The sequence below is a fragment of the Komagataeibacter sp. FNDCF1 genome (assembly GCF_021295335.1).
Classification (GTDB): Bacteria; Pseudomonadota; Alphaproteobacteria; order Acetobacterales; family Acetobacteraceae; genus Komagataeibacter.
In genome coordinates, this window is record NZ_JAIWOT010000001.1 from 1,060,696 (window position 1) to 1,080,382 (window position 19,687).

The 19,687-nt window shown below is 65.0% G+C and carries 23 protein-coding genes; 8 read left to right on the top strand and 15 right to left on the bottom strand.

All coding sequences use genetic code 11. The features are described from left to right. Positions 1–48 precede the first annotated feature (48 nt). The gene (locus tag LDL32_RS04960; protein WP_233064889.1) at positions 49–237 is read left to right on the top strand and encodes a hypothetical protein; all 189 of its coding nucleotides are present in this window, start codon (positions 49–51) and stop codon (positions 235–237) included. Between the two features lie 208 nt (positions 238–445). Here LDL32_RS04960 and LDL32_RS04965 read toward each other — a convergent pair whose 3' ends face one another. From LDL32_RS04965 to LDL32_RS04980, 4 genes are all read right to left on the bottom strand, one after another. Next, positions 446–742: a hypothetical protein gene (locus tag LDL32_RS04965; RefSeq protein WP_233064890.1), complete on the bottom strand. Its 297-nt coding sequence runs from the start codon at positions 740–742 to the stop codon at positions 446–448. Between the two features lie 105 nt (positions 743–847). Further along, on the bottom strand, positions 848–1,882 hold the full coding sequence (gene adhP / locus LDL32_RS04970; RefSeq protein ID WP_233064891.1) for an alcohol dehydrogenase AdhP: 1,035 nt from the start codon (positions 1,880–1,882) through the stop codon (positions 848–850). 145 nt (positions 1,883–2,027) lie between these two features. Beyond that, positions 2,028–3,287, bottom strand: coding sequence for a cystathionine beta-lyase (gene metC / locus LDL32_RS04975; RefSeq protein ID WP_233064892.1), 1,260 nt, complete (start codon positions 3,285–3,287; stop codon positions 2,028–2,030). A gap of 12 nt (positions 3,288–3,299) precedes the next feature. Then, positions 3,300–4,151, bottom strand: coding sequence for a sulfurtransferase (locus tag LDL32_RS04980; RefSeq protein ID WP_233064893.1), 852 nt, complete (start codon positions 4,149–4,151; stop codon positions 3,300–3,302). 119 nt (positions 4,152–4,270) lie between these two features. Here LDL32_RS04980 and LDL32_RS04985 point away from each other — a divergent pair, with 119 nt between their 5' ends. Further along, positions 4,271–5,347 carry an AI-2E family transporter gene (locus tag LDL32_RS04985; protein WP_233064894.1) on the top strand — a complete coding sequence of 359 codons (1,077 nt, stop codon included), beginning with the start codon at positions 4,271–4,273 and terminating at the stop codon, positions 5,345–5,347. Next, a complete protein-coding gene (locus LDL32_RS04990; protein ID WP_233064895.1) occupies positions 5,344–6,087 on the top strand; it encodes an endonuclease/exonuclease/phosphatase family protein in 744 nt (247 codons plus the stop codon). The genes LDL32_RS04985 and LDL32_RS04990 overlap by 4 nt, the downstream gene beginning before the upstream one ends. On the opposite strand, the gene cls is transcribed toward LDL32_RS04990, so the two are convergent. Then, the gene (cls, locus tag LDL32_RS04995) at positions 6,078–7,496 is read right to left on the bottom strand and encodes a cardiolipin synthase (RefSeq protein ID WP_233064897.1); all 1,419 of its coding nucleotides are present in this window, start codon (positions 7,494–7,496) and stop codon (positions 6,078–6,080) included. The two genes, LDL32_RS04990 and cls, sit on opposite strands and share 10 nt — an antisense overlap. A gap of 270 nt (positions 7,497–7,766) precedes the next feature. Here cls and LDL32_RS05000 point away from each other — a divergent pair, with 270 nt between their 5' ends. Continuing rightward, positions 7,767–8,168 (top strand): YraN family protein, encoded by a 402-nt coding sequence (locus LDL32_RS05000; RefSeq protein WP_233064899.1) that lies wholly within the window; start codon positions 7,767–7,769, stop codon positions 8,166–8,168. 23 nt (positions 8,169–8,191) lie between these two features. Here the strand turns inward: LDL32_RS05000 and LDL32_RS05005 are convergent, their stop codons facing one another. The 10 genes from LDL32_RS05005 to purB form a co-directional block, all read right to left on the bottom strand. After that, a complete protein-coding gene (locus tag LDL32_RS05005; protein WP_233064901.1) occupies positions 8,192–8,524 on the bottom strand; it encodes a hypothetical protein in 333 nt (110 codons plus the stop codon). Between the two features lie 140 nt (positions 8,525–8,664). After that, entirely contained in the window at positions 8,665–9,000 is a 336-nt protein-coding gene (gene grxD / locus LDL32_RS05010) for a Grx4 family monothiol glutaredoxin (RefSeq protein ID WP_233064904.1), read from the bottom strand. A gap of 48 nt (positions 9,001–9,048) precedes the next feature. Then, the gene (locus LDL32_RS05015; protein ID WP_233064906.1) at positions 9,049–9,282 is read right to left on the bottom strand and encodes a BolA family protein; all 234 of its coding nucleotides are present in this window, start codon (positions 9,280–9,282) and stop codon (positions 9,049–9,051) included. Positions 9,283–9,302: 20 nt separating this feature from the next. After that, positions 9,303–11,513, bottom strand: a complete 2,211-nt coding sequence (purL, locus tag LDL32_RS05020) for a phosphoribosylformylglycinamidine synthase subunit PurL (protein WP_233064908.1) — start codon at positions 11,511–11,513, stop codon at positions 9,303–9,305. Beyond that, positions 11,510–12,214, bottom strand: a complete 705-nt coding sequence (gene purQ, locus LDL32_RS05025; protein ID WP_233064910.1) for a phosphoribosylformylglycinamidine synthase subunit PurQ — start codon at positions 12,212–12,214, stop codon at positions 11,510–11,512. The genes purL and purQ overlap by 4 nt, the downstream gene beginning before the upstream one ends. After that, positions 12,211–12,594 carry a Rap1a/Tai family immunity protein gene (locus LDL32_RS05030; RefSeq protein WP_233064912.1) on the bottom strand — a complete coding sequence of 128 codons (384 nt, stop codon included), beginning with the start codon at positions 12,592–12,594 and terminating at the stop codon, positions 12,211–12,213. Before LDL32_RS05030 ends, purQ begins: the two co-directional genes overlap by 4 nt. Then, positions 12,591–12,833, bottom strand: a complete 243-nt coding sequence (gene purS, locus LDL32_RS05035; protein WP_233064914.1) for a phosphoribosylformylglycinamidine synthase subunit PurS — start codon at positions 12,831–12,833, stop codon at positions 12,591–12,593. The genes LDL32_RS05030 and purS overlap by 4 nt, the downstream gene beginning before the upstream one ends. Further along, positions 12,830–13,594 carry a phosphoribosylaminoimidazolesuccinocarboxamide synthase gene (purC, locus tag LDL32_RS05040; protein WP_061274201.1) on the bottom strand — a complete coding sequence of 255 codons (765 nt, stop codon included), beginning with the start codon at positions 13,592–13,594 and terminating at the stop codon, positions 12,830–12,832. Before purC ends, purS begins: the two co-directional genes overlap by 4 nt. A gap of 131 nt (positions 13,595–13,725) precedes the next feature. Continuing rightward, entirely contained in the window at positions 13,726–14,469 is a 744-nt protein-coding gene (locus tag LDL32_RS05045) for an NRDE family protein (RefSeq protein WP_233064915.1), read from the bottom strand. Positions 14,470–14,510: 41 nt separating this feature from the next. Beyond that, the gene (gene purB / locus LDL32_RS05050; RefSeq protein ID WP_233064916.1) at positions 14,511–15,863 is read right to left on the bottom strand and encodes an adenylosuccinate lyase; all 1,353 of its coding nucleotides are present in this window, start codon (positions 15,861–15,863) and stop codon (positions 14,511–14,513) included. A gap of 225 nt (positions 15,864–16,088) precedes the next feature. Here purB and LDL32_RS05055 point away from each other — a divergent pair, with 225 nt between their 5' ends. Genes LDL32_RS05055 through LDL32_RS05070 form a run of 4 tightly spaced genes read left to right on the top strand, consistent with a single transcriptional unit; the run spans position 16,089 to position 19,674 of the window. Next, entirely contained in the window at positions 16,089–16,694 is a 606-nt protein-coding gene (locus LDL32_RS05055; RefSeq protein ID WP_233064917.1) for a YjbE family putative metal transport protein, read from the top strand. Then, positions 16,694–18,673 (top strand): lytic transglycosylase domain-containing protein, encoded by a 1,980-nt coding sequence (locus tag LDL32_RS05060; protein ID WP_233064918.1) that lies wholly within the window; start codon positions 16,694–16,696, stop codon positions 18,671–18,673. The genes LDL32_RS05055 and LDL32_RS05060 overlap by 1 nt, the downstream gene beginning before the upstream one ends. Beyond that, complete coding sequence (locus LDL32_RS05065) at positions 18,673–19,137, top strand: phosphatidylglycerophosphatase A (protein WP_233064919.1); 465 nt, start codon at positions 18,673–18,675, stop codon at positions 19,135–19,137. Before LDL32_RS05060 ends, LDL32_RS05065 begins: the two co-directional genes overlap by 1 nt. Before the next feature lie 33 nt (positions 19,138–19,170). Beyond that, on the top strand, positions 19,171–19,674 hold the full coding sequence (locus LDL32_RS05070; protein ID WP_233064920.1) for a CinA family protein: 504 nt from the start codon (positions 19,171–19,173) through the stop codon (positions 19,672–19,674). Positions 19,675–19,687 lie beyond the last annotated feature (13 nt).

The window sequence follows — 19,687 nt, forward strand, 5'->3', positions numbered from 1 at the left end:
GGCCACGCATATTTCATCCTTTCCCCATCACGAAACTGGAGAACAGACATGGCCAAGGAACCGACGGACGCCATCCACGCCGCCCTGATCCACGCCGCCGCCACCCTTACGGCGGCAAGAAAGGACGTGATGGAAAAGGCTTCCCCCGATGAGGTAAAGAAGCATTTCAAGACCTTCCTGCACACGCTGGAAAGCGCATGGCGCGAGCATGAAGCCGCCGATCACCATCATTCCTGATCGGACGCGCACATGAAGAAAGGGGGAGGCACCTGTCGGCGCCTCCCCCCTTTTTTGACGTCAATGCATGTCCCGTACCCGCGACATGACGGGCTGCCTGCCATCAGGACACTCGTTCACGAGAGTGAACGGTCATCCTTCTCCTGAAGAAGGACAGCGCCCGGAACCTTCATGATTTCCCGTGAACGGGCTGCCCGGATACGATCCTTCAGCGGTGACCGGTAAAGAACTGGCTCATGTCGCCCTTGGTATTGTGGCCCCATTTGTCCAGCGTCTGGCCGGTACGGTGGCCCCAGTCCTTGGCACCGTCGGTTTTCTCGGCGGCCTTTTCATGGGCCTCATGTGCTTTTTCACGGGTTTCGTGCCCGGCTTCATGTGATTTCAGACGCACTTCACATTCGGCATGGTCCGTAACCCCTTCACATGAATCCGCGCGCGCCGGGACCAGCGTTACCATGTTCAGCCCGGTTACGCACAGCCCTGCCAGAATCAGCGTCTTTTTCATGTGTTCTTACCCATCCTTCAGTTTGCCGGCATGGACAGGCATGCTGCCCATGCACATTCAGTAAACCAAACGTGGCATCACCGCCGAAGTTGCCTTGCGCCGCATTCAGGCCCCGTTGCGGAAATCCAGCACGATGCGCCCCTGCACCCGGCCATGTTCCAGATTGTCAAAGATCGTATTGATGTTTTCCAGCCGGTCCGGGCTGACCACGGTGGTCACCTTGCCTTCGGTGAAGAAGGACATCGCCTCGATCATGTCCAGCCGCGTGCCGACAATGGAGCCGCGCACGGTGGTACCGTTCATCACCATGTCAAAGATCGAGAGCGGGAAATCCCCCGGTGGCAGGCCATTGAGCACAACCGTGCCCCCGCGCCGCGCATACCCCACCGCCTGACTGAACGCCTTGTCCGATACGGCGGTGACCAGCACGCCATGGGTGCCGCCCGTCTGCTCGCGGATACAGGCGACCGGGTCCTGCTTCAGCGCATTGACCGTAACCCGTGCGCCCAGCCTGCGGGCTTCGGCCAGCTTCTCGTCGCTGATATCCACGGCGGCCACGTTCAGCCCCATGGCCACGGCGTACTGGATGGCCATCTGCCCAAGCCCGCCCGCACCCGAAATGGCGACCCATTCCCCGGCACGGGTATCGGTCATCTTCAGGCCCTTGTACACCGTCAGTCCCGCGCACAGCACCGGGGCCGTCCTGATCGGGTCGATATCCTTTGGCAGATGGGCCACGTAGTTGGGGTCGGCCACCACATATTCGGCAAAGCAGCCATTGACGGAATAGCCGGTATCCTCCTGCTTTTCACACAGGGTTTCCCATCCGCCCAGACAGTGCTCGCAATGCCCGCAGGCGGAATACAGCCACGGCACGCCCACCACGTCGCCCGTCCTGATCCAGTTGACGTTGCTGCCGACCTCAACCACATGGCCAATGCCTTCATGGCCGGGAATGAAAGGCGGGTTGGGCTTGGCCGGCCAGTCACCGCGGGCCGCATGCAGGTCGGTGTGGCAGACCCCGCAGGCATCGACCTTGACCAGTATCTGGTTGGAGTTGATCTGCGGAATGTCCAGTTCCTCGATCGTGAGCGGCCTGCCGAATTCCCGCACTACCGCCGCTTTCATCTTTCCAGCCATCTTGCACCTTCCATCCTGTCGTGGCCCTGCGCGACGCCGGTTATTGCCTGTCCGGCCATGCGCCCGCGTCCGGCGGGGCCACGGGCCGCATGGCCCGCTGGGCGTGGAGTGTCCCACCCCTGTGGCCGCGCATCCTTGATCTAGGTCAGCCCTTTCCCCGCAGATGACGGGCGGCAGACATGCCATCCAGGCCACGCGCCAGGTCAGCCGCCAGTGCTTCGGGCGCCTCCAGCCCGATATGGAGGCGGCACGCAACGCCCCCATGCGTAATGGAGGGGCAGGAGCGCGCAATGCCGCCCGTGGTGGGCAGCACAAGGCTTTCATACCCGCCCCACGAAGCCCCGATGCCAAACAGGGCCAGCCCGTCGATCATGGCGGTCATGTCGGCCTCGGTATACGCGGGGTCGAACACCACGCCAAACAGCGATGACGCACCGCTGAAATCACGCTTCCAGTATTCATGCCCCGGACAGGACGGCAGTGCCGGGTGCAGCACGCGCGCCACTTCCGGCCTGTCCTGCAGCCACAGCGCCACGGCAAGGGCGCTGGCCGCCTGCCGCTCCTGCCGGGCGCCCATGGTGCGCAGGCCACGCAGGGTCAGCCAGCAGTCATCCGGGCCGGCCAGCTGGCCCGTCTGGATGGCGGCATCACGCAGCGGGTACCAGTCATCAACATGCGCCACGGTCACGCCGCCAATAATCGTGTCCGAATGGCCGGCGGCATATTTGGTCAGCGCCTGCACGGATACATGCGCGCCATGGGCAAACGGGTCGAACAGCCCGATGCCCCATGTGTTGTCCACCACCAGCCGCGCGCCGGCCGTGCGGGCAAGACGGGCCAGCATGGGCACGTCCTGCACCTCGAACGAATGGCTGCCAGGACTTTCGGCAAAGATGACACGGGTGTTGGGGCGCAGCAGCGCGCGCAGCGCCGCCTCATCCGCCAGGGGGGGGAAATAGCTGATTTCCACCCCGAAGCGGCGCAGCACCCTCTCGGCAAGGCGGCGGGTGGGACCATAGACGGAATCCGACAGCAGACAGTGGTCGCCCGCCCCCAGATAGGCCAGGAGCGGCAGCGTGCAGGCGGCAAGGCCCGACGGGACGACCTGGGTATGCGCCCCCCCCTCGATCGCGGCCACGGCCTGTTCAAGCTGGTGCTGCACCGGACTGCCCATCGCGCCGTAGATCAGTTCATCGCCATAGCGGTTGTGACCCGCCGCCTCCATGGCTTCCAAGCTGGAAAACAGTACGGTGGACCCACGGGTCACGGGCGGGTTGACGAATACGCCCCTGCCCCCCTCCGGCGCATCGCGCCCAAGCTGGACAAGCCGGGTGGACAGGTCGCGCCAGCCACGCACGACACTCTCAAGCAGGGCTGCGGAGATGGGGGGGATAAGACCGCTCATGTCGCCCTTCCCTTACGCCGCACCGCTGACAATGGGCGAATCCGGGGTGGACGCCCATTCCGCCCATGACCCGTCATACACGGCCGGTTCCCCACTTCCGGCCTGAACGCTGACCAGCGCCAGCGCGATCATGCATGCCGTCATGCCGCTGCCACATGAACAGGTGACGGCGGTATCATCCGTCACGCCAAGCTGGACGAACATTTCCTTCAGCCTGTCAGCAGGCAGGAAGCGGCCGTTGGCGTCAAGCAGTTCCCCATAGGGCAGGCTGCGCGCGCCAGGCATGTGGCCGGATTCGATGCCGGGCCGCGGCTCGGGGGCCGTCCCCTCGAAGCGGGCGCGGCTGCGGGCATCAAGGATCAGCCCGGGCAACCGCCCGTGCACGATGTCCAGCACGTCACCCATGCCATGCAGCCGTTCGTAACGCGGGCGGCAGACAAAGGGGGCGGGCGCGGCCAGGTCCGGCCCGCTTTCCAGCGGCAGGCCCGCGCTCTTCCATGCCGCAAGACCGCCCTCGAGCACCTGCACCCGTTCATGGCCGAACAGCCGCGCAAGCCACCAGGCGCGTGCGGCGCACGCCATGCCGTCCTGATCATAGAACACGATGCGCCGTGCGTTGCCCATGCCACGCTCGGTCGCCAGCCGCGCGAAGCGGGTCTGGCCGGGAACGGTATGTGGCAGGGGGGAATCCGGATCGGAAAATGTATCGATGTCAAAGCGCACCGCGCCGCCGATATGCGCGTTGGCAAAACGCTGCTGCGGGTCGAAGGCCTGCCCCGGCAGGGCCATGGAGGCATCCAGCACAAGGATATCGTCATGTTGCTGGGCCTGTGACAGGTCAGTGGCTGAGATCAGCGGATGCATACCGTCTCCCGGTCTTCAAGGAATTGCGTGTTGCCAGACAGGGTGCAGCATATGATGCGGGAACGAAAGTCCTGAACATTTGTCTTTCGTTTCATGGCGGGAGGGGGTACGCCTGCTTTATGGTCGAACGTATCATGATGGGGCTGATGCTGGGGGGGATCGCATTTGGCTGCGTCCTGATCCTGTATCCGTTCATGACCGCCCTGCTCTGGGCCGCGATCCTGACATTTTCCACATGGCCGGTCTTCATGCGGCTGCGGCGCAACATGTCCCTGCTGCCCGCCGCCATGGTCATGACGTTGCTATGCGCGCTGGTGCTGGTGGTGCCGGTCGTGCTGGTCGTGTCCAACAGCATTGCCGATGTCCCGGCCACACTGCAGTACATTGTCGATGCGGTGGGCACGCTGCACCTGCCGCCGCTGCCCCAGCGCATTGCCCATATCCCGCATTTCGGTCCGGAAATTGCCGATAAATGGCAGAAATGGTCGGAAGACGTGGGCAGCATAGACCAGGTGGTCCGCCCCTATGCCGGGCGGATCGGGCAATCCGTGCTGTCCGCCATGATGCAGCTTGCCAGCGGGATGGCGCATCTGGCCATGGCGCTGTTCATCTCCTTCTTCTTCTGGCTGGGCGGTGATGCGCTGGGCAATACCTTCGTGGCCGTGGTGCGGCGCATTGCCGGGGTCTATGCCGACCGGATACTGGGCATCGTGGGCCGCACCATCCGGGGCACGGTATACGGCATACTGGGTACCGCCCTGATACAGGGCATCCTGACCGGCATCGGCTTTGCCATAGCGGGCATTTCCAGCCCGGTGCTGCTGGGGGCGATCACCGCCTTCGTGGCGGTGCTGCCCATCGGCGCGCCGCTGATCTGGATTCCGGCGGCGATTTTCCTGCTGCTGACCCACCATCCCGGCTGGGGCATCTTCCTGCTGCTGTACGGTACGATCATCGTATCGGGGGCGGACCATGTCATCCGTCCCATGTTCATCGCCCGGGGCGCGCAGATGCCCTACCTGCTGACCGTACTGGGCGTGCTGGGGGGCGTGCTGACCTTCGGGGGGCTGGGCATTTTCCTTGGCCCCGTGCTGATTGGCGTCGGCTATACCCTGACCGCCGAATTCGCGGCGGGCGACCCACGCTCCAAGAACCCCATACCTGACGACATGCGCGAGCCGTTTATCGAATCATGACCCTAGCCCGTCCCTACCTTCGCCTGCCCTCCATCCAGCCCCGGCCCGGCATGCCACCACGGCTTGACCTGTCCCCGCCCGAGCGTGCGGGCAGCGCGGTCAAGATCATAAGCTGGAACCTGCTGCGCCGCATCGGCGCCACGGTGCGCGACGTGATCGACCTGATCCGTACCGAACAGCCCGACCTTCTGCTCATGCAGGAAGCCACGGTGGAAATCGACACCCTGCCCACCCTGATCGGTGGCCATTACGCACGCTCCCCCCTGCCCGGCCGCATCCACGGGCTGGCATGCTGGAGCCCATGGCCCTATCGTCGCCAGCCACTGACCTGCACCCTGCCCGCCGGCACCCTGATCCGGCGGGTGGCACAGGTGGTGGAATGCCGCTCGCTGGTGGTGGCCAATGTCCATCTCTCCCACGGGCAGCTGCTCAACCGCCGCCAGTTGCGCCGGGTGGTGCAGCTCCTGCCCCATCGGGCCGCCATCCTGGGGGACTTCAACCAGGTCGGCCCCGCGCTGATCCGCCATTTCCAGGATGTGGGGCCGCGCGAACCCACGCACCGCATGGCCGACATGCTGCCCATCCGCCTTGACCGCTGCCTGGTGCGCGGGCTGACCTGTGTCGAGCGTCATGTGATCGAGAACTATGCCTCTGACCACCGGCCCATTTCGGTGCTGCTGCGCCCGTCAGATGCGCCGGGCCGAACACAGGCCGCCCCGGACAGGCGGGATCACAGATAGGGCAGGAACAGCCGTGCCGCCGCATCACGCATCTTGAGCCACAGCGGCCTGCGGTCCAGGTCATGATGGGTCAGGCGCACATGCCGGTGGGTGGCGATAAACGTGTCGATCCGGCCCGCCAGTGCATCGTCATAGGCCTCCAGATTGATTTCGAAGTTCAGCCGCAGGCTGCGCACGTCAAGGTTGGAACTGCCCACGAATGACCAGTGCCCATCCACCACCATCAGCTTGGAGTGGTTGAATGGCGGCCGTGCCAGCCAGATCCGGCACCCCGAATCCAGAAAGCGTGGCAGGTTGGCCGCCCGTGCCCAGTCCAGAATGGTATGGTTGCTGTGCCACGGCACCACGATATCGACCTCGATCCCGCGCAGTGCCGCCAGAGCCAGTTCCGTCAGGAACCGGTCATCGGGCAGGAAATAGGGTGTCATGATCCGGATGCTGCGCCGTGCCAGCGTAAAGGCCTGCAGCATGGTGTACTCGATCTTCTCCAGGTCCATGTCCGGCCCGGCGGTAACGATGCGGCTCAGGCTCTGCCCGTGGCTGACCTGCGGGGGGAAGAAGATGTCCGCCGTCAGTTCCTCCCCCCGGGTGAAGGCCCAGTCGCGGGCAAAGGCCTCACTCAGCTGATGGACAACCGGCCCCGCCAGCTCGAAATGCGTGTCCGATACCGGGTGGGCGGGACGGGAGGCGGCGATGTTTTCCTCGCCAATGTTCAGCCCGCCCATGAAGCCCGCCAGCCCGTCCACAACCAGGATCTTCTTGTGGTTGCGCATGTTGATGAAGGGCATGCGCCACGGCAGCATGGAATGCATGAATCGCCCCACCGGCACGCCCGCGCCGTGCAGGATGCGCCCTACCCCGCAGTCGAAGTAGCCCGAGCCCACGCCATCCACCATCACGCGCACCTGCACCCCGCGCCGGTGTGCCGCGACCAGCGCGTGGCAGAAGCGCCGGCCAATCCCGTCGGGGCGGAATATGTAGGAGCACATGAGCACACTGTGCCGTGCCCCCTCGATCGCCTCGATCATGCGGGGGTACGCGCTGTCGCCATCATGCAGCGCGGTGATGGCGTTGCCGCCCAGCAGCGGGCGCCCTGTCAGCTTGCTGACCATGGACGCCAGCGGGGCGAAATTCCCCTCCTCCTCCCTGCGCCATTGCGAGGACATGGTCCGGCTGCGCCACGGGTGCTGCCCCACCATGCGCCGTGCGCGCCGGTGCACGCGGTTGATGCCGAACATGGAATACAGGATGCCACCCGTAAGCGGCATGAGCACCGTCACCCCGATCCAGCCGATAGATGCCCCCACGTCACGCTTGGTCAGCAGCACATGCACCACCACCACCGCAATGATGGACACGCGCATCAGCAGCACGAAAAAATCCCATATGTTCAAAGCGTGAAACACCATGACATTTATCCTGCCCGTATCACACGCGGGGCCAGCCATGGCCCGGCGGGCCTGCCTGGCTCCGGCCCCTTATATCCTGCTGCTGGTGCTTCACGAAACATGCGGCAGAGCATAAAGGGTTTTATCGGTGAAGCTTTTTTCAAAAAGCTTCAGAAGACACGGCCTTTCTGAAAAAAGACGGCACGCAAAGGCTTTTATGGTTTTTTATCAAATAATTGTTCTGGAACAGCCATTGGCCTGCCAACGCAGCATTTTAAGGGGAGCGCCACGATGACCGACCCGGATGGCCATGCCATACGCCCGTCCCGGCGCAGCCTGCGTGGCGGACGTGCCCATGCCACCGGCATGGCGGCCGAACAGGCGGCAATGACCCGGCTGCGGGCGCAGGGATGGCAGGTACTGGCCCACCGGGCACGCACGCGCTGGGGGGAAGTGGATGTGGTGGCGCTGAAGGAAGGCTGCCTGATCTTTGTGGAAGTCAAGGCCCGGCCTTCCCTGCTGGCGGCGGGCGAGGCCATCCGCCCGTCACAGGTCAGCCGCATCATGAATGCGGCGCAGCATCTATGCGCGGCAAACCCGCACTGGGTGTACGACCGCATGCGGCTGGATGTGTGCGTGGTCCTGCCCGGCAACGTGATCCGGTGGATACCGGACGCCTTCAGGCAGGGCTGAGGCGGTCAGCCAACCACCCGATATCAGGTACGGTGGCGGCTGGGGGCCGGATGGATGTGGTGGGCCACGGTGCCATGGGGGTGGTAGACAATGGTATGCACCATCGTGTGGCGGGTATGGGCGGTGGCATGGCTGGATGCCAGTACCACCGGCGCACCATGGCTGCCGCCCGCGCGGTGATGATAGGCCACGTGGCGTACCGGCGGTGGTGGGGCGGTCAGCGCGCCCAGCGTCAGCCGGTCGGCTTCCATGTCGGTCACGGCGTGGGTGCGGGCGTGGGCGGGGGCTGCCATGCTTCCTGCAAGACCTGCGCCAAGCAGCATTATCGTAGCAAAACGCAAGTCACTGTAGCGCATCAGGCCCCCTGTTTTTCAAAGCTAAGGGAAGCTAGGCGAAAGCGTGGGCGGAACGCAAGTGATGTTGCATATAAAACGGGAAACGGGCGGAACATTTCTGTCCCGCCCGTCCTGTTACGGTACCGCAATATGTCTGGCGGTCAGGCAGCGGCCGTGGCGATGCCCTTTTCCGTCAGCAGCTTTTCCAGCTCGCCCGTCTGGTACATCTCGGTCACGATATCGCAGCCGCCGATGAACTCGCCCTTTACATAAAGCTGGGGCACCGTGGGCCAGTTGGAGAATTCCTTGATGCCCTGGCGGATCTCGGGATCAGCCAGCACGTTCTCGGTGGTGAAGGGCACGCCAAGGTGCTTGAGCACCTGGACCACGCGCGCGGAGAAGCCACATTGCGGGAAGGTGGCGTCACCCTTCATGTACAGCATGACGGGATGGGACTCGATCTGCGCCTGAATGCGCTGTGCTGTTGTTTCGGCCATGGATTGTATTTCCTGCTTTGGGGGTATTGGGTCGCGTTCCGCGCGGGGTCAGTCCGGGGTCTGGGTCTGCACGGCCAGGGCATGCAGCTTGCCGCCCATGTGCCCCTGCAGCGCGTTGTAGACCAGCTGGTGCTGCCGCACGCGTGACAGGCCACGAAAGGCCTCGCTCACGACGCGGCAGGCGTAGTGATCCCCGTCGCCCGCCAGATCATCGATCGTGATCTTCGCATCCGGCAGGGCTTCGCGGATGTAGGTTTCGATTTCCTGTGCCGTCATTGCCATTGTGGTCTGAAGCTCCTGCCCTATCGGTCCATCAGTCGCGGAAAGAATTCGGAATGCACCGCGAGCAGACGTTCCCTGGATATTGTGGACCCGTTGGGCAATGTCAAACCCTGGTCCGCCGAATGTCCCAGCCTGCGGCATGGCACACCGGCTTTTGAAGCCAGACCGGCCAGTGCCGTGCCATCACGCACAGCCACGATGTAGCGGGACTGGTCCTCGCCAAACCAGAAGGCTTCTGGCCGCATGCCCGATTGCGGTGCATCCAGCACACAACCGGACTGGCCTGCCATGACCATTTCGGCCACTGCCACCAGCACGCCGCCATCGGCCACGTCGTGGCAGGCGATGACGGTGCCATCAAGGATCAGACCACGCACGAAATCGCCATTGCGCCGCTCGGCGGCAAGATCAAGCTCGGGCGGCTCACCATCCTGCCCGCCAAGGATCTCGCGCAGCCAGATCGACTGGCCAAGCTGGCCCTTCGTCTCGCCCAGCAGCATGACATCGCAGCCTTCGGGCATTTCCAGCCCGACCGCCCTGCGCACGTCCTCCAGCACGCCCAGCCCGCCAATGGCGGGTGTGGGCAGGATGGACTGCGACGTGCCATCGGGCGCGCGGGTTTCGTTGTACAGCGAGACATTGCCGCTTACGACCGGGAAGTCGAGCGCGCGGCACGCCTCCCCCATGCCGGCGATGGCATCAACGAACTGGCCCATCACTTCGGGCTTTTCAGGCGAGCCGAAGTTCAGGTTGTCGGTCACCGCCAGCGGGCGCGCACCGGTTGCGGTAATGTTGCGCCATGCTTCCGCCACGGCCTGCGCGCCGCCCAGCCGTGCATTGGCGCGACAGTAGCGCGGCGTGCAGTCGGTGGTCAGGGCCAGACCGATTTCCGTGTCCTCGATCTTGACGATCGCGGCGTCGGCCGCGCCCGGCCTGCGCACCGTCTGCCCGCCCACGGTGCTGTCGTACTGGTTGTACACCCATGCGCGTGAAGCCAGGTCCGGGCAGCCGATCAGCCGCAGCAGCGCCTGTTCGGTGCCTACGGGGTCGATGATCGGCTCCATGGGCTGCGGCTTTTGCGCCGGTGCCGTGGGGCGGTGATAGACCGGGGCCTGGTCGGCCAGCGGGGCGAGCGGAATGTCGGCCTCCACCTCGCCCTTGTGGCGGATCACGATGTTGCCGGTATCGGTCAGGTGGCCGATTACGGCAAAATCCAGTTCCCACTTGTCAAAGATGGCGCGCGCCTGCTCGGTGCGGTCGGGGCGCAGCACGATCAGCATGCGCTCCTGGCTTTCCGACAGCATCATCTCATACGCCGTCATGCCGCGTTCGCGCTGGGGCACGTTATCAAGGTCAAGGTCGATGCCAACCCCGCCCTTGCCTGCCATTTCAACGGAAGATGAGGTCAGGCCCGCCGCACCCATGTCCTGAATGGCCACGATGGCGTCGGTCGCCATCAGTTCCAGACAGGCCTCGATCAGCAGTTTTTCAACAAACGGGTCGCCTACCTGCACGGTCGGGCGCTTGGCCAGCGCGTCCTCGTCAAATTCCGAGGATGACATGGTGGCGCCATGAATGCCGTCGCGCCCGGTCTTGGAACCCACATAGATGACCGGATTGCCCACACCGGCTGCAGCCGAGAGGAAGATGCGGTCCTGCCTCGCCACACCCACCGTCATGGCGTTGACCAGCGGGTTGCCGTCATATGCGGGGTGGAAGTTGATCTCGCCGCCCACGGTGGGCACGCCCACGCAGTTTCCGTAGCCGCCCACGCCACGCACCACGCCATCGACGATGCGGCGCGTCTGCGGGTTGTTCGGGTCGCCAAAACGCAGGGCATTGAGGTTGGCGACAGGCCTGGCCCCCATGGTGAACACATCACGCAGGATGCCACCCACGCCCGTCGCGGCCCCCTGATAGGGTTCGATGAAGGAGGGGTGGTTGTGGCTTTCCATCTTGAAGATGGCGGCAAGCCCGTGGCCGATATCGACCACGCCCGCGTTCTCGCCGGGGCCATGGATCACCCATGGCGCGGTGGTGGGAAGGGTCCTGAGATGTGCGCGTGACGATTTGTACGAGCAGTGTTCCGACCACATGACCGAAAAGATGCCCAGTTCGGTAAACGTTGGCGTGCGGCCCATGATCGACAGGACATTGCCGTATTCTTCCGCCGTCAGGCCGAATTCACGCGCCAGGGTCTCATCAACGGGGTGTTGTGCCTTTGCACTCATCCGACCACAGCCTCCACCAGTCCCGTAAACAGGGGTTTGCCATCCTCGCCACCCATCAGCGGATCAACCAGATCCTCCGGATGGGGCATCATGCCGCATATGCGCAGGTTCTCGCTGAACACACCGGCAATGGCGTTCATCGATCCGTTGGGGTTGAGCCGCGCATCGCCCGCATCCAGATGTCCCGCTTCCGACACGTAGCGGAAGGCCACGCGCCCGGTATCTTCCAGCATGCGGATGGTCTCGGCTTCGGCAATGTAGTTGCCATCGCCATGCGCCATGGGGGTGCGGAACACGTCGCCCTTCGCCCAGTGCCGGGTAAAGGCCGTGCCGTCACGCTCGACGCGCAGGAAGCAGTCCTGCGACAGGAAGCGCAGCGATGCGTTGCGCAGGAGTGCTCCGGGCAGAAGCTGCGCTTCGGTCAGGATCTGGAAGCCGTTGCACACGCCCAGCACATACCCGCCCTTCGCTGCAAATTCACGAATGGCGGCCATGATCGGCGCATGCGCCGCCATGGCGCCACAGCGCAGGTAATCGCCATAGCTGAAGCCGCCGGGCAGCACCACAAGGTCGGTGCCCGCGGGCAGTGCGTCCTCCCGGTGCCAGACCATGGCGGGTGCGTGGCCGGTCACGCCGCGCAGGGCGATGGCCATGTCACGCTCCCGGTTGGTGCCGGGAAAAACTACAATCGCCGCCTTCATTTGCTGCCGCCGCAGGGATAGGATTCACGCAATGCGGTGAACACGACCTCACCCGCCGGGCGCGACAGCCCTTCGCGGTGGTCCTTCATCCAGCCAACAACCTTGATGCGCATGTCCGCCGTGGGGGTTGCCGGGGTTATGCAGAAGGCCGCGACATCCTTGGTGTCCTTTTCGGCATTGCGCTCGAACAGGTGGCCAAGGGCACCCGTATCGGCCACGCCGGAGATATAGGCATCACAGATACCGGTGCCGGCGGGCTTGGTGCACAGCGTGCCAAGCTGCTCGCCCGTCATGCGCGAGACGCGCTGGGCGCAGGCATGGGAGGCGGGCAGGCCCGCTGCGATGACGCAGCCAAGGGCAAGAAGGCGGGCGATCTTCATCCAACGACCTCCGTCACGAAGTCCTCGATCACAAGGTTGGCCAGCAGCGCGCGCGCCATGGCGTCGGCCTGCGCGCGGGCGCGTTCGCGGTCGGTTTCGTCCACTTCCAGCTCGATCACGCGCCCAATGCGGACTTCACCCACATTTTTGAAGTCCAACACATGCAGCGCGTGTTCCACGGCCTTGCCCTGCGGGTCGAGCACGCCTTCCTTCAGCATGACGGTCACACGCACCTTCATTGCATTACCTCCGGTCCCTTCATGTCGGAATTCGTGGCCTCGGGCAGGATGCCCAGGCGCATCGCCACTTCCTGATACGCTTCCTCGACCTTGCCCATGTCCTTGCGGAAACGGTCCTTGTCCAGCTTCTCGCTGGTCTTGGCATCCCACAGGCGGCAGTTGTCGGGCGAGATTTCATCGGCCAGCACGATGCGCATGTTGTCGCCTTCGAACAGGCGGCCGAATTCCAGCTTGAAATCGACAAGGATGATGCCGATGCCCATGAACAGGCCGCACAGGAAATCGTTCACGCGCATGCTCAGCGCCACGATGTCTTCCATGTCATGCGGGCAGGCCCAGCCGAATGCGGTGATGTGCTCCTCGCTCACCATCGGGTCATTCAGGGCGTCGTTCTTGTAATAGAACTCGATGATCGGGCGCGGCAGGCGCGTGCCTTCCTGTATGCCCAGCCGCTTGGACAGGCTGCCCGCAGCCACGTTGCGCACCACGACCTCAAGCGGGATGATCTCGACCTCACGGATCAGCTGCTCGCGCATGTTGAGCCGGCGGATGAAATGGGTAGGAATCCCGATATCGTGCAACCGCAGCATCAGGTGTTCGCTGATACGGTTGTTCAGCACCCCCTTGCCGGTGATGATGCCCTTTTTCGCGCCGTTTCCGGCACTGGCGTCATCCTTGAAATACTGCACGAGGGTACCCGGCTCGGGTCCCTCGAAAAGGATCTTGGCTTTTCCTTCGTAAAGCTGACGGCGGCGGCCCATACTCGTCCTTCACATAACGCTGCGGGGAACGGGCCGGGAGCGGCCCCTCCCCTGATCTGTAGGATCTGCTGCTGGCATGATCCCGGATGATGCGCATGCCATAGCAGCGTTCCGGGCGGGAAGATACCATTTTACCTTGCCTGCGTGGGGGAAGCGTCCAGATCGACCGGCTGGTAACCCACCCGGTCCGGCGCGCCAGCGGCAAAAAACCATGAATGGCGGTTATCGCCTGCCACCCCGATAGCCGATGAACTGCACGTGCCAAAGCCCGAGCGCGGCGGGATGTTCAGCTCGCTCCCCGCAGGCAGCGAACGGTCGGCCAGCAGCGTGGTCCAGCTCGCCCACTGCGGCGGCACGGGGCGCACGGCTGCACGGAAGCGCGGCAGGTGGCGGTGGATGCGCGGCATGGCCATGTCATCAGGGTCGGTGGTGGCGACCATGTGCACGCCGGGCGCCAGCGCTTCCACCTGCGGCTGGCCATAGCCGGGGCCGCGGATGAAGAAGGCATCGGCCCGGTCGGCCACGATCATGTTGAACGACCGCCACGCGCCTGCGTCGATGGTGGCGATGTGCTCCACCGCGGCCCGTGCGGTGGCAAACTGCCCCGCCAGCAGCGGCAGCGCCCCGCGCGAGTTCTTGCCCGGCATGGGGCCAAGGCTGCCCACGCGGTTCATGATGCCCGCCACCACGCCTGCATCATTGAGCGTGAGCCACGAGCCGCCCGCCACCTGGTCCTGCCCCCCCACAATACCGGGCTGCGCCGCCCAGTGCCGCCCCGGCGGCAGCCAGGGGCGGTCAAGGCGTTCATCACGGTTGGCCGCCATCAGCAGCGGCCAGTCCTGTGCCGGATCGTGGGAGATGACGACTGTGCACACGCCTTGTTTTCCTGCTGTTATCTGCCCCGGGCGCGGCCGGGTCAGCTGCGTGCGGGGCCTGCCTCACCGAACACGCGGGTGAATGTATGGTCGAGCATCCGCAGGTGGGATGCGCTGTCCATGGCCGCGTCCAGCACTTCAGGCGCCACCCGGCCCGCCACTTCGGGGTCGGCTTCCAGATTCTCGCGGAAGGTCTTCCCGTCGGGTTTGCCCAGCCGGGTCCATGTGGCCATGGCGTTGCGCTGGACGATACGGTACGCATCCTCCCGCAGGATGCCCGCGCGCGCAAGGGCCAGCAGCACCTCGCCCGAATGCACCACGCCGCCCAGGCTTTCGATGTTGGCCTGCATCTGCTCGGGGTAGACCACCAGCTTTTCCATCATGCCCGCAAGGCGCATGAGTGCGAAGTCCAGCCCGATGGTGCCATCGGGGCAGATGTTGCGCTCGACGGAGGAATGGCTGATGTCGCGCTCGTGCCACAGCGCCACGTTTTCCAGCGCGGGAATGACGTGCGAACGGACAAGGCGGGCCAGACCCGTCAGGTTTTCCGACAGTACGGGGTTGCGCTTGTGCGGCATGGCCGACGAGCCTTTCTGCCCCTTGTGGAAGAACTCCTCCGCCTCGCGCACTTCGGAACGCTGCAGGTGGCGCACTTCGGTGGCCAGCCGCTCGATGCCGCTGGCAATCACCGCCAGCGCGCAGAAATACGCCGCATGCCGGTCACGCGGGATGACCTGGGTGGAGACATCCTCGGGCTTGAGGCCCAGTTTGGCCGCCACGTATTCCTCAACGCGGGGGTCGATATGGGCATACGTGCCCACGGCGCCGGAAATGGCGCAGACCGCGATTTCTTCGCGCGCACGGACAAGGCGCGCGCGGTTGCGGGCGAATTCGGCATAATGGCCCGCAATTTTCAGGCCGAATGATGTCGGCTCGGCATGGATTGCGTGGCTGCGGCCGATGGTCAGCGTGTGCTTGTGCTCGAACGCGCGCTTCTTCAACGCCGCGAGCACGGCATCAAGGTCGGTCAGCAGCAGGTCGGTTGCCTGCACCATCTGCACAGACAGGCAGGTGTCGAGCACATCCGATGATGTCATGCCCAGATGCACGAAGCGGCTGTCGGGGCCGACCTTCTCCGCAAGCCATGTCAGGAATGCAATCACGTCATGACGGGTTTCGGCCTCGATCTCGTCAATGCGGTCAAGGTCGGCCTGCGAGAAGGCGGCCATGGCGGCATCGCCCTTCTCGCGTATGGTCTTTGCCGCTTCTTTGGGAATCGCGCCATATTCCGCCATGGCCTCACAGGCCAGCGCCTCGATCTCGAACCAGATGCGGTAGCGGTTCTCTGGCGACCAGATGGCGGCCATGACAGGGCGGGTATAGCGCGGGACCATATTATGGGGTTTCCTTACGGCAGTGGCATAATCGGGACTTCAGGCCGCCTTCCTACCCAATTCTGCTGGCGGCGTCTCCCTTATATTCACGTCGTCTCCTTCTGGGGGGTAATACATCATCTGTCATGACAGGGGTGATTGCATGATGCACACAGGCAGCGCCATAAAGCCCTTGTGAAGTCATGACCCGCCGGTGCGGATCAACAGTCAGGATCATATCTGCCCATGTCCGCCATTTTTTCTCCCTCCTCCCTCTATGCGCTGGCACAGGTGGTCCTGATCGACATCACACTGGCGGGGGATAACGCCATCGTGGTGGGCATGGCGGTGCGCAACCTGCCGCATCAGGCACGGCGAATCGCCATACTGTGCGGGGTTCTGGGGGCCGCTGTCATCCGGATCGGGCTGGCACTGGTGGCCGTGCGGCTGCTGGCCATCATAGGACTGACGCTGGCGGGCGGGCTGCTGCTGCTGTGGGTCTGCTGGCGCATGTACCGCGAGATGCGCGGCGATACGCAGGATACCGGCAGCACGCCCGCGCCTGCCTCTCTGCGCAACGCCATCATCCGCATCATCGTGGCCGACCTGTCCATGAGCCTGGATAACGTGCTGGCCGTGGCGGGGGCCGCGGGCGAACATATGGGCGTGCTGGTGGCGGGGCTGGCGATCTCGGTGCTGCTGATGGCGGTTGCGGCCTCGCTCATCGCGCGGCTGCTTGAGCGGTATCGCTGGATTTCATGGATCGGGCTGCTGGTGGTGCTGGCGGTTGCGATCGAACTGATCGTAAAGGGCGGCGGTGAGGTCTGGACCCATGTGGGAGGAGCCGCCTGATGCCTCTCCCCCTGCCCCACTGCCGCTTCCGGCGCACCGGCATTGCGGCGGGACTGGCCATGGCGACGATACTGGCGGCCACGGCGGCGCAATCGGCACCGGCCATGCAGCAGGACTGGCCCACGCCCCGGCAGGCCGCGACGGGCAACGCCGATGACGACCCCATAGCGGCCAGGCTGCTGGTCTATCTGCGCCTGCTTTCCCCCTCAAAGGGCAGTGCTGATGAATACGCCACCTTCTTGGCGGAAAATCCGTCCTGGCCGCAGCGTGCACTGCTGCTGGCGCGCTTCCAGCAGGCGCTTGCGGCAGAGCCCGATGATGCCGCCGCCGGCCGCCTGTGCGCTGAACAGCCCCTGACCGATGTGCAGGCCCTGCTGCGCTGTGCCCGCGCCATCCCGCGCCCCGCCAGCCTGGATGACTGGGCACGCGCATCATGGGTCAACCGCGCCGATACCCCGGCCGAGGCACAGGCCCTGCTGGCGGGCTTTGGCCCGATCCTGACGCCACAGGACCACTGGCAGCGGTTTGACCGGCAGGAACGCGCGGGCCGGGTGGATGCCGCGACCCGGCAGGTACCACTGCTGGACCCCGCCCAGCAGGTCGTGGCCCGTGCCCGCCTTGCGTTCCGTCGCAACGACCCGCAGGCTGAAACGGTCCTGGCCAGCGTGCCGCCAGAACAGCAGGCTGATGGCGCGCTGGTGCTGGACCGCCTGCGCTGGCTGCATCATGCGCAACGGCTGGATGAAGCGCTGGCCCTGTGGCACGCACGCGGGGTGGAGACGGAAAAGCAGCAGTCTCCCGCCGTTGCAACCGTCTTCTGGCGTGAACGCGACGGGCTGGCCCGCGACCTGCTGCTGGCCCACCGCCCCGATGATGCCCTGTTCCTGGCCAATGACACGACCGATATCGGTTCCGCCAATCACTATGATGCCCTGTTTCTGACCGGCTGGATCCGGCTCGAATACCTGCATGATGCCGAGCACGCGCTGGCCGATTTCACCCCGCTGGCGCAGGCGGTGCCGGTCATTACCCGCAGCCGGGGGCTGTTCTGGTGCGGGCGCGCGCTGTCGGCGCGGGGACGCACGGCGCCGGCACGGGCGCAGTGGGAACAGGCCGCAGCCCTTGCCAATACCTTTTACGGCCAGATGGCCATCTCGTGGCTGGATGGCAACAGGATGAACCCGCTGCTGGTGCCCGACCAGGCCGGCCGCCTGATCCGCGCCTATCTGCGGCGAGAGCATGAACCCACCCCCAGCGTGGCCGATTCCGTACGATTCGACACCACGGACCTTGCCCGCGCGGCCGAGATTCTGGTGGCGTGGGGCGACAGGCGCCGTGCACGCGACTTCATCCTGGCGCTGGATGCACAGGCCACCAGCAAGATCGACCACGTACTGGCCGCCCGCATGGCCACCCGCCTGGGCATACCCGATGCCGCCGTGATGGTCGCCCGTCTGGCCGGGCGCGACGGGCTGACGCTGGTACAGGAAGGCTGGCCACGCACCTACACCCCCCCGACTTCCATCCTGCCCGCCGACGTGGAACTGGCGGTAGCCCGGCAGGAAAGCGGGTTTGACGCCAGCGTGGTCAGCCCCGCCCATGCGGTCGGGCTCATGCAGCTTCTTGTACCCACCGCGCGTGAAATGGCGCGCAAGGCGGGTCTGGCAACCACGGTCAGCGCCGCTTCCCTGACCGACCCGCAACTGAACATGCAGCTTGGCGCGGCCTACCTGGCCGAGATCGCGCAGCGCATGGGCGGGGCCGTGCCCTATGTGGCCGCGGCCTATAACGCCGGGCCGCACCGCACGGATACATGGCTGCTTACACTGGGCAACCCCGCGCGCGACACGCCGGTGCCGGATGCCATGCTGGACTGGATCGAGAGCATCCCCTTTGGCGAGACACGCAACTACGTTGAACGGGTGGAGGAGAACATGGCCATCTACCAGGCAACCGACCCCGCGCAGGGGCAGGGCTGATGACGCGCACGACCGCCCGCCTCATTGCAACATTCGGCGGCTGCGGACTGGCCCCACGCGCACCGGGCACCGTGGGTTCGCTTGCGGCCCTGGTGGTGGGTGTGCCGCTGCTGGGCCACTGGATATGGATGGCGGTGGCGATACTGCTGTGCACCGGCGTTGGCTACCAGGCCACGGCAGCTGCATCAGACGGGGAAGACCACAGTTGGATCGTGATTGACGAGGTTGCCGGCATGTGGCTGGCCATGCTGCCACTTGCTCCCCTGCCCCTGTCCGGCCTGCGCTGGGCGGACGGGCTGTGGCTGCTGCTGGCCTTCGTGCTGTTCCGCCTGTTCGACATCACCAAGCCCGGCCCCGTGGGCTGGTTCGACCGCAGGCATGATGCGATCGGCATAATGGGGGATGACATCGTGGCAGGACTGCTGGCCGCCGCCATCCTGACAGGCATCCACTACCTTGCCTGATGCGTTACGTTGGCTGAACAGGAGAACCCGCGCATGTTGCCCGATACACTGCTTGCCCGCATTCCCGACGCGCTGGCCCGCTTCCGCGCGGCGGGATGCCGGATTGTCACGGCGGAAAGCTGCACCGGCGGCCTGCTGGTCGCAGCCCTGACGGAAGCCGCCGGTTCATCGGACGTGGTGGCGGGCGGCTTTGTCACCTACTCCAACGCCATGAAATCCCGTGCGCTGGGCGTGCCGCCCATGCTGCTGGAACGTTACGGCGCGGTCAGCCGCGAAGTGGCGGCCACCATGGCACAGGGCGCGCTGGCCCACGCGGCCGATGCCAACCTGGCCATTGCCATTACCGGTATCGCGGGCCCTGGCGGCGCGGTGGAAGGCAAGCCGGTCGGGCTGGTCTGGTTTGGCGTGGCGGGTGGGGGCAGCGTTGATACGGTCTCCCACATTTTTGCGGGGGAACGGTGGGATGTCCGTGCGCAGGCCGTGCGCATGGCGCTCACGCTACTGCTCGACCACGCGGGGCGGCTGATGGCGGAATGAAAGAGGGCGCGGG

Bases quoted from the DNA above. Each gene is read 5' to 3' on its own strand.
- purS (WP_233064914.1), bottom strand. From the start codon at position 12,833: ATGAAGGTGCGTGTGACCGTCATGCTGAAGGAAGGCGTGCTCGACCCG.
- LDL32_RS04960 (WP_233064889.1), top strand. From the start codon at position 49: ATGGCCAAGGAACCGACGGACGCCATCCACGCCGCCCTGATCCACGCC.
- LDL32_RS04980 (WP_233064893.1), bottom strand. From the start codon at position 4,151: ATGCATCCGCTGATCTCAGCCACTGACCTGTCACAGGCCCAGCAACAT.
- LDL32_RS05065 (WP_233064919.1), top strand. From the start codon at position 18,673: ATGACGCGCACGACCGCCCGCCTCATTGCAACATTCGGCGGCTGCGGA.
- purQ (WP_233064910.1), bottom strand. From the start codon at position 12,214: ATGAAGGCGGCGATTGTAGTTTTTCCCGGCACCAACCGGGAGCGTGAC.
- LDL32_RS05015 (WP_233064906.1), bottom strand. From the start codon at position 9,282: ATGGCAATGACGGCACAGGAAATCGAAACCTACATCCGCGAAGCCCTG.
- LDL32_RS04965 (WP_233064890.1), bottom strand. From the start codon at position 742: ATGAAAAAGACGCTGATTCTGGCAGGGCTGTGCGTAACCGGGCTGAAC.
- LDL32_RS05000 (WP_233064899.1), top strand. From the start codon at position 7,767: ATGACCGACCCGGATGGCCATGCCATACGCCCGTCCCGGCGCAGCCTG.
- LDL32_RS05030 (WP_233064912.1), bottom strand. From the start codon at position 12,594: ATGAAGATCGCCCGCCTTCTTGCCCTTGGCTGCGTCATCGCAGCGGGC.
- LDL32_RS05055 (WP_233064917.1), top strand. From the start codon at position 16,089: ATGTCCGCCATTTTTTCTCCCTCCTCCCTCTATGCGCTGGCACAGGTG.
- adhP (WP_233064891.1), bottom strand. From the start codon at position 1,882: ATGGCTGGAAAGATGAAAGCGGCGGTAGTGCGGGAATTCGGCAGGCCG.
- LDL32_RS05005 (WP_233064901.1), bottom strand. From the start codon at position 8,524: ATGCGCTACAGTGACTTGCGTTTTGCTACGATAATGCTGCTTGGCGCA.
- purL (WP_233064908.1), bottom strand. From the start codon at position 11,513: ATGAGTGCAAAGGCACAACACCCCGTTGATGAGACCCTGGCGCGTGAA.
- metC (WP_233064892.1), bottom strand. From the start codon at position 3,287: ATGAGCGGTCTTATCCCCCCCATCTCCGCAGCCCTGCTTGAGAGTGTC.
- LDL32_RS04990 (WP_233064895.1), top strand. From the start codon at position 5,344: ATGACCCTAGCCCGTCCCTACCTTCGCCTGCCCTCCATCCAGCCCCGG.
- LDL32_RS04985 (WP_233064894.1), top strand. From the start codon at position 4,271: ATGGTCGAACGTATCATGATGGGGCTGATGCTGGGGGGGATCGCATTT.
- grxD (WP_233064904.1), bottom strand. From the start codon at position 9,000: ATGGCCGAAACAACAGCACAGCGCATTCAGGCGCAGATCGAGTCCCAT.
- cls (WP_233064897.1), bottom strand. From the start codon at position 7,496: ATGGTGTTTCACGCTTTGAACATATGGGATTTTTTCGTGCTGCTGATG.
- purC (WP_061274201.1), bottom strand. From the start codon at position 13,594: ATGGGCCGCCGCCGTCAGCTTTACGAAGGAAAAGCCAAGATCCTTTTC.
- purB (WP_233064916.1), bottom strand. From the start codon at position 15,863: ATGGTCCCGCGCTATACCCGCCCTGTCATGGCCGCCATCTGGTCGCCA.
- LDL32_RS05060 (WP_233064918.1), top strand. From the start codon at position 16,694: ATGCCTCTCCCCCTGCCCCACTGCCGCTTCCGGCGCACCGGCATTGCG.
- LDL32_RS05070 (WP_233064920.1), top strand. From the start codon at position 19,171: ATGTTGCCCGATACACTGCTTGCCCGCATTCCCGACGCGCTGGCCCGC.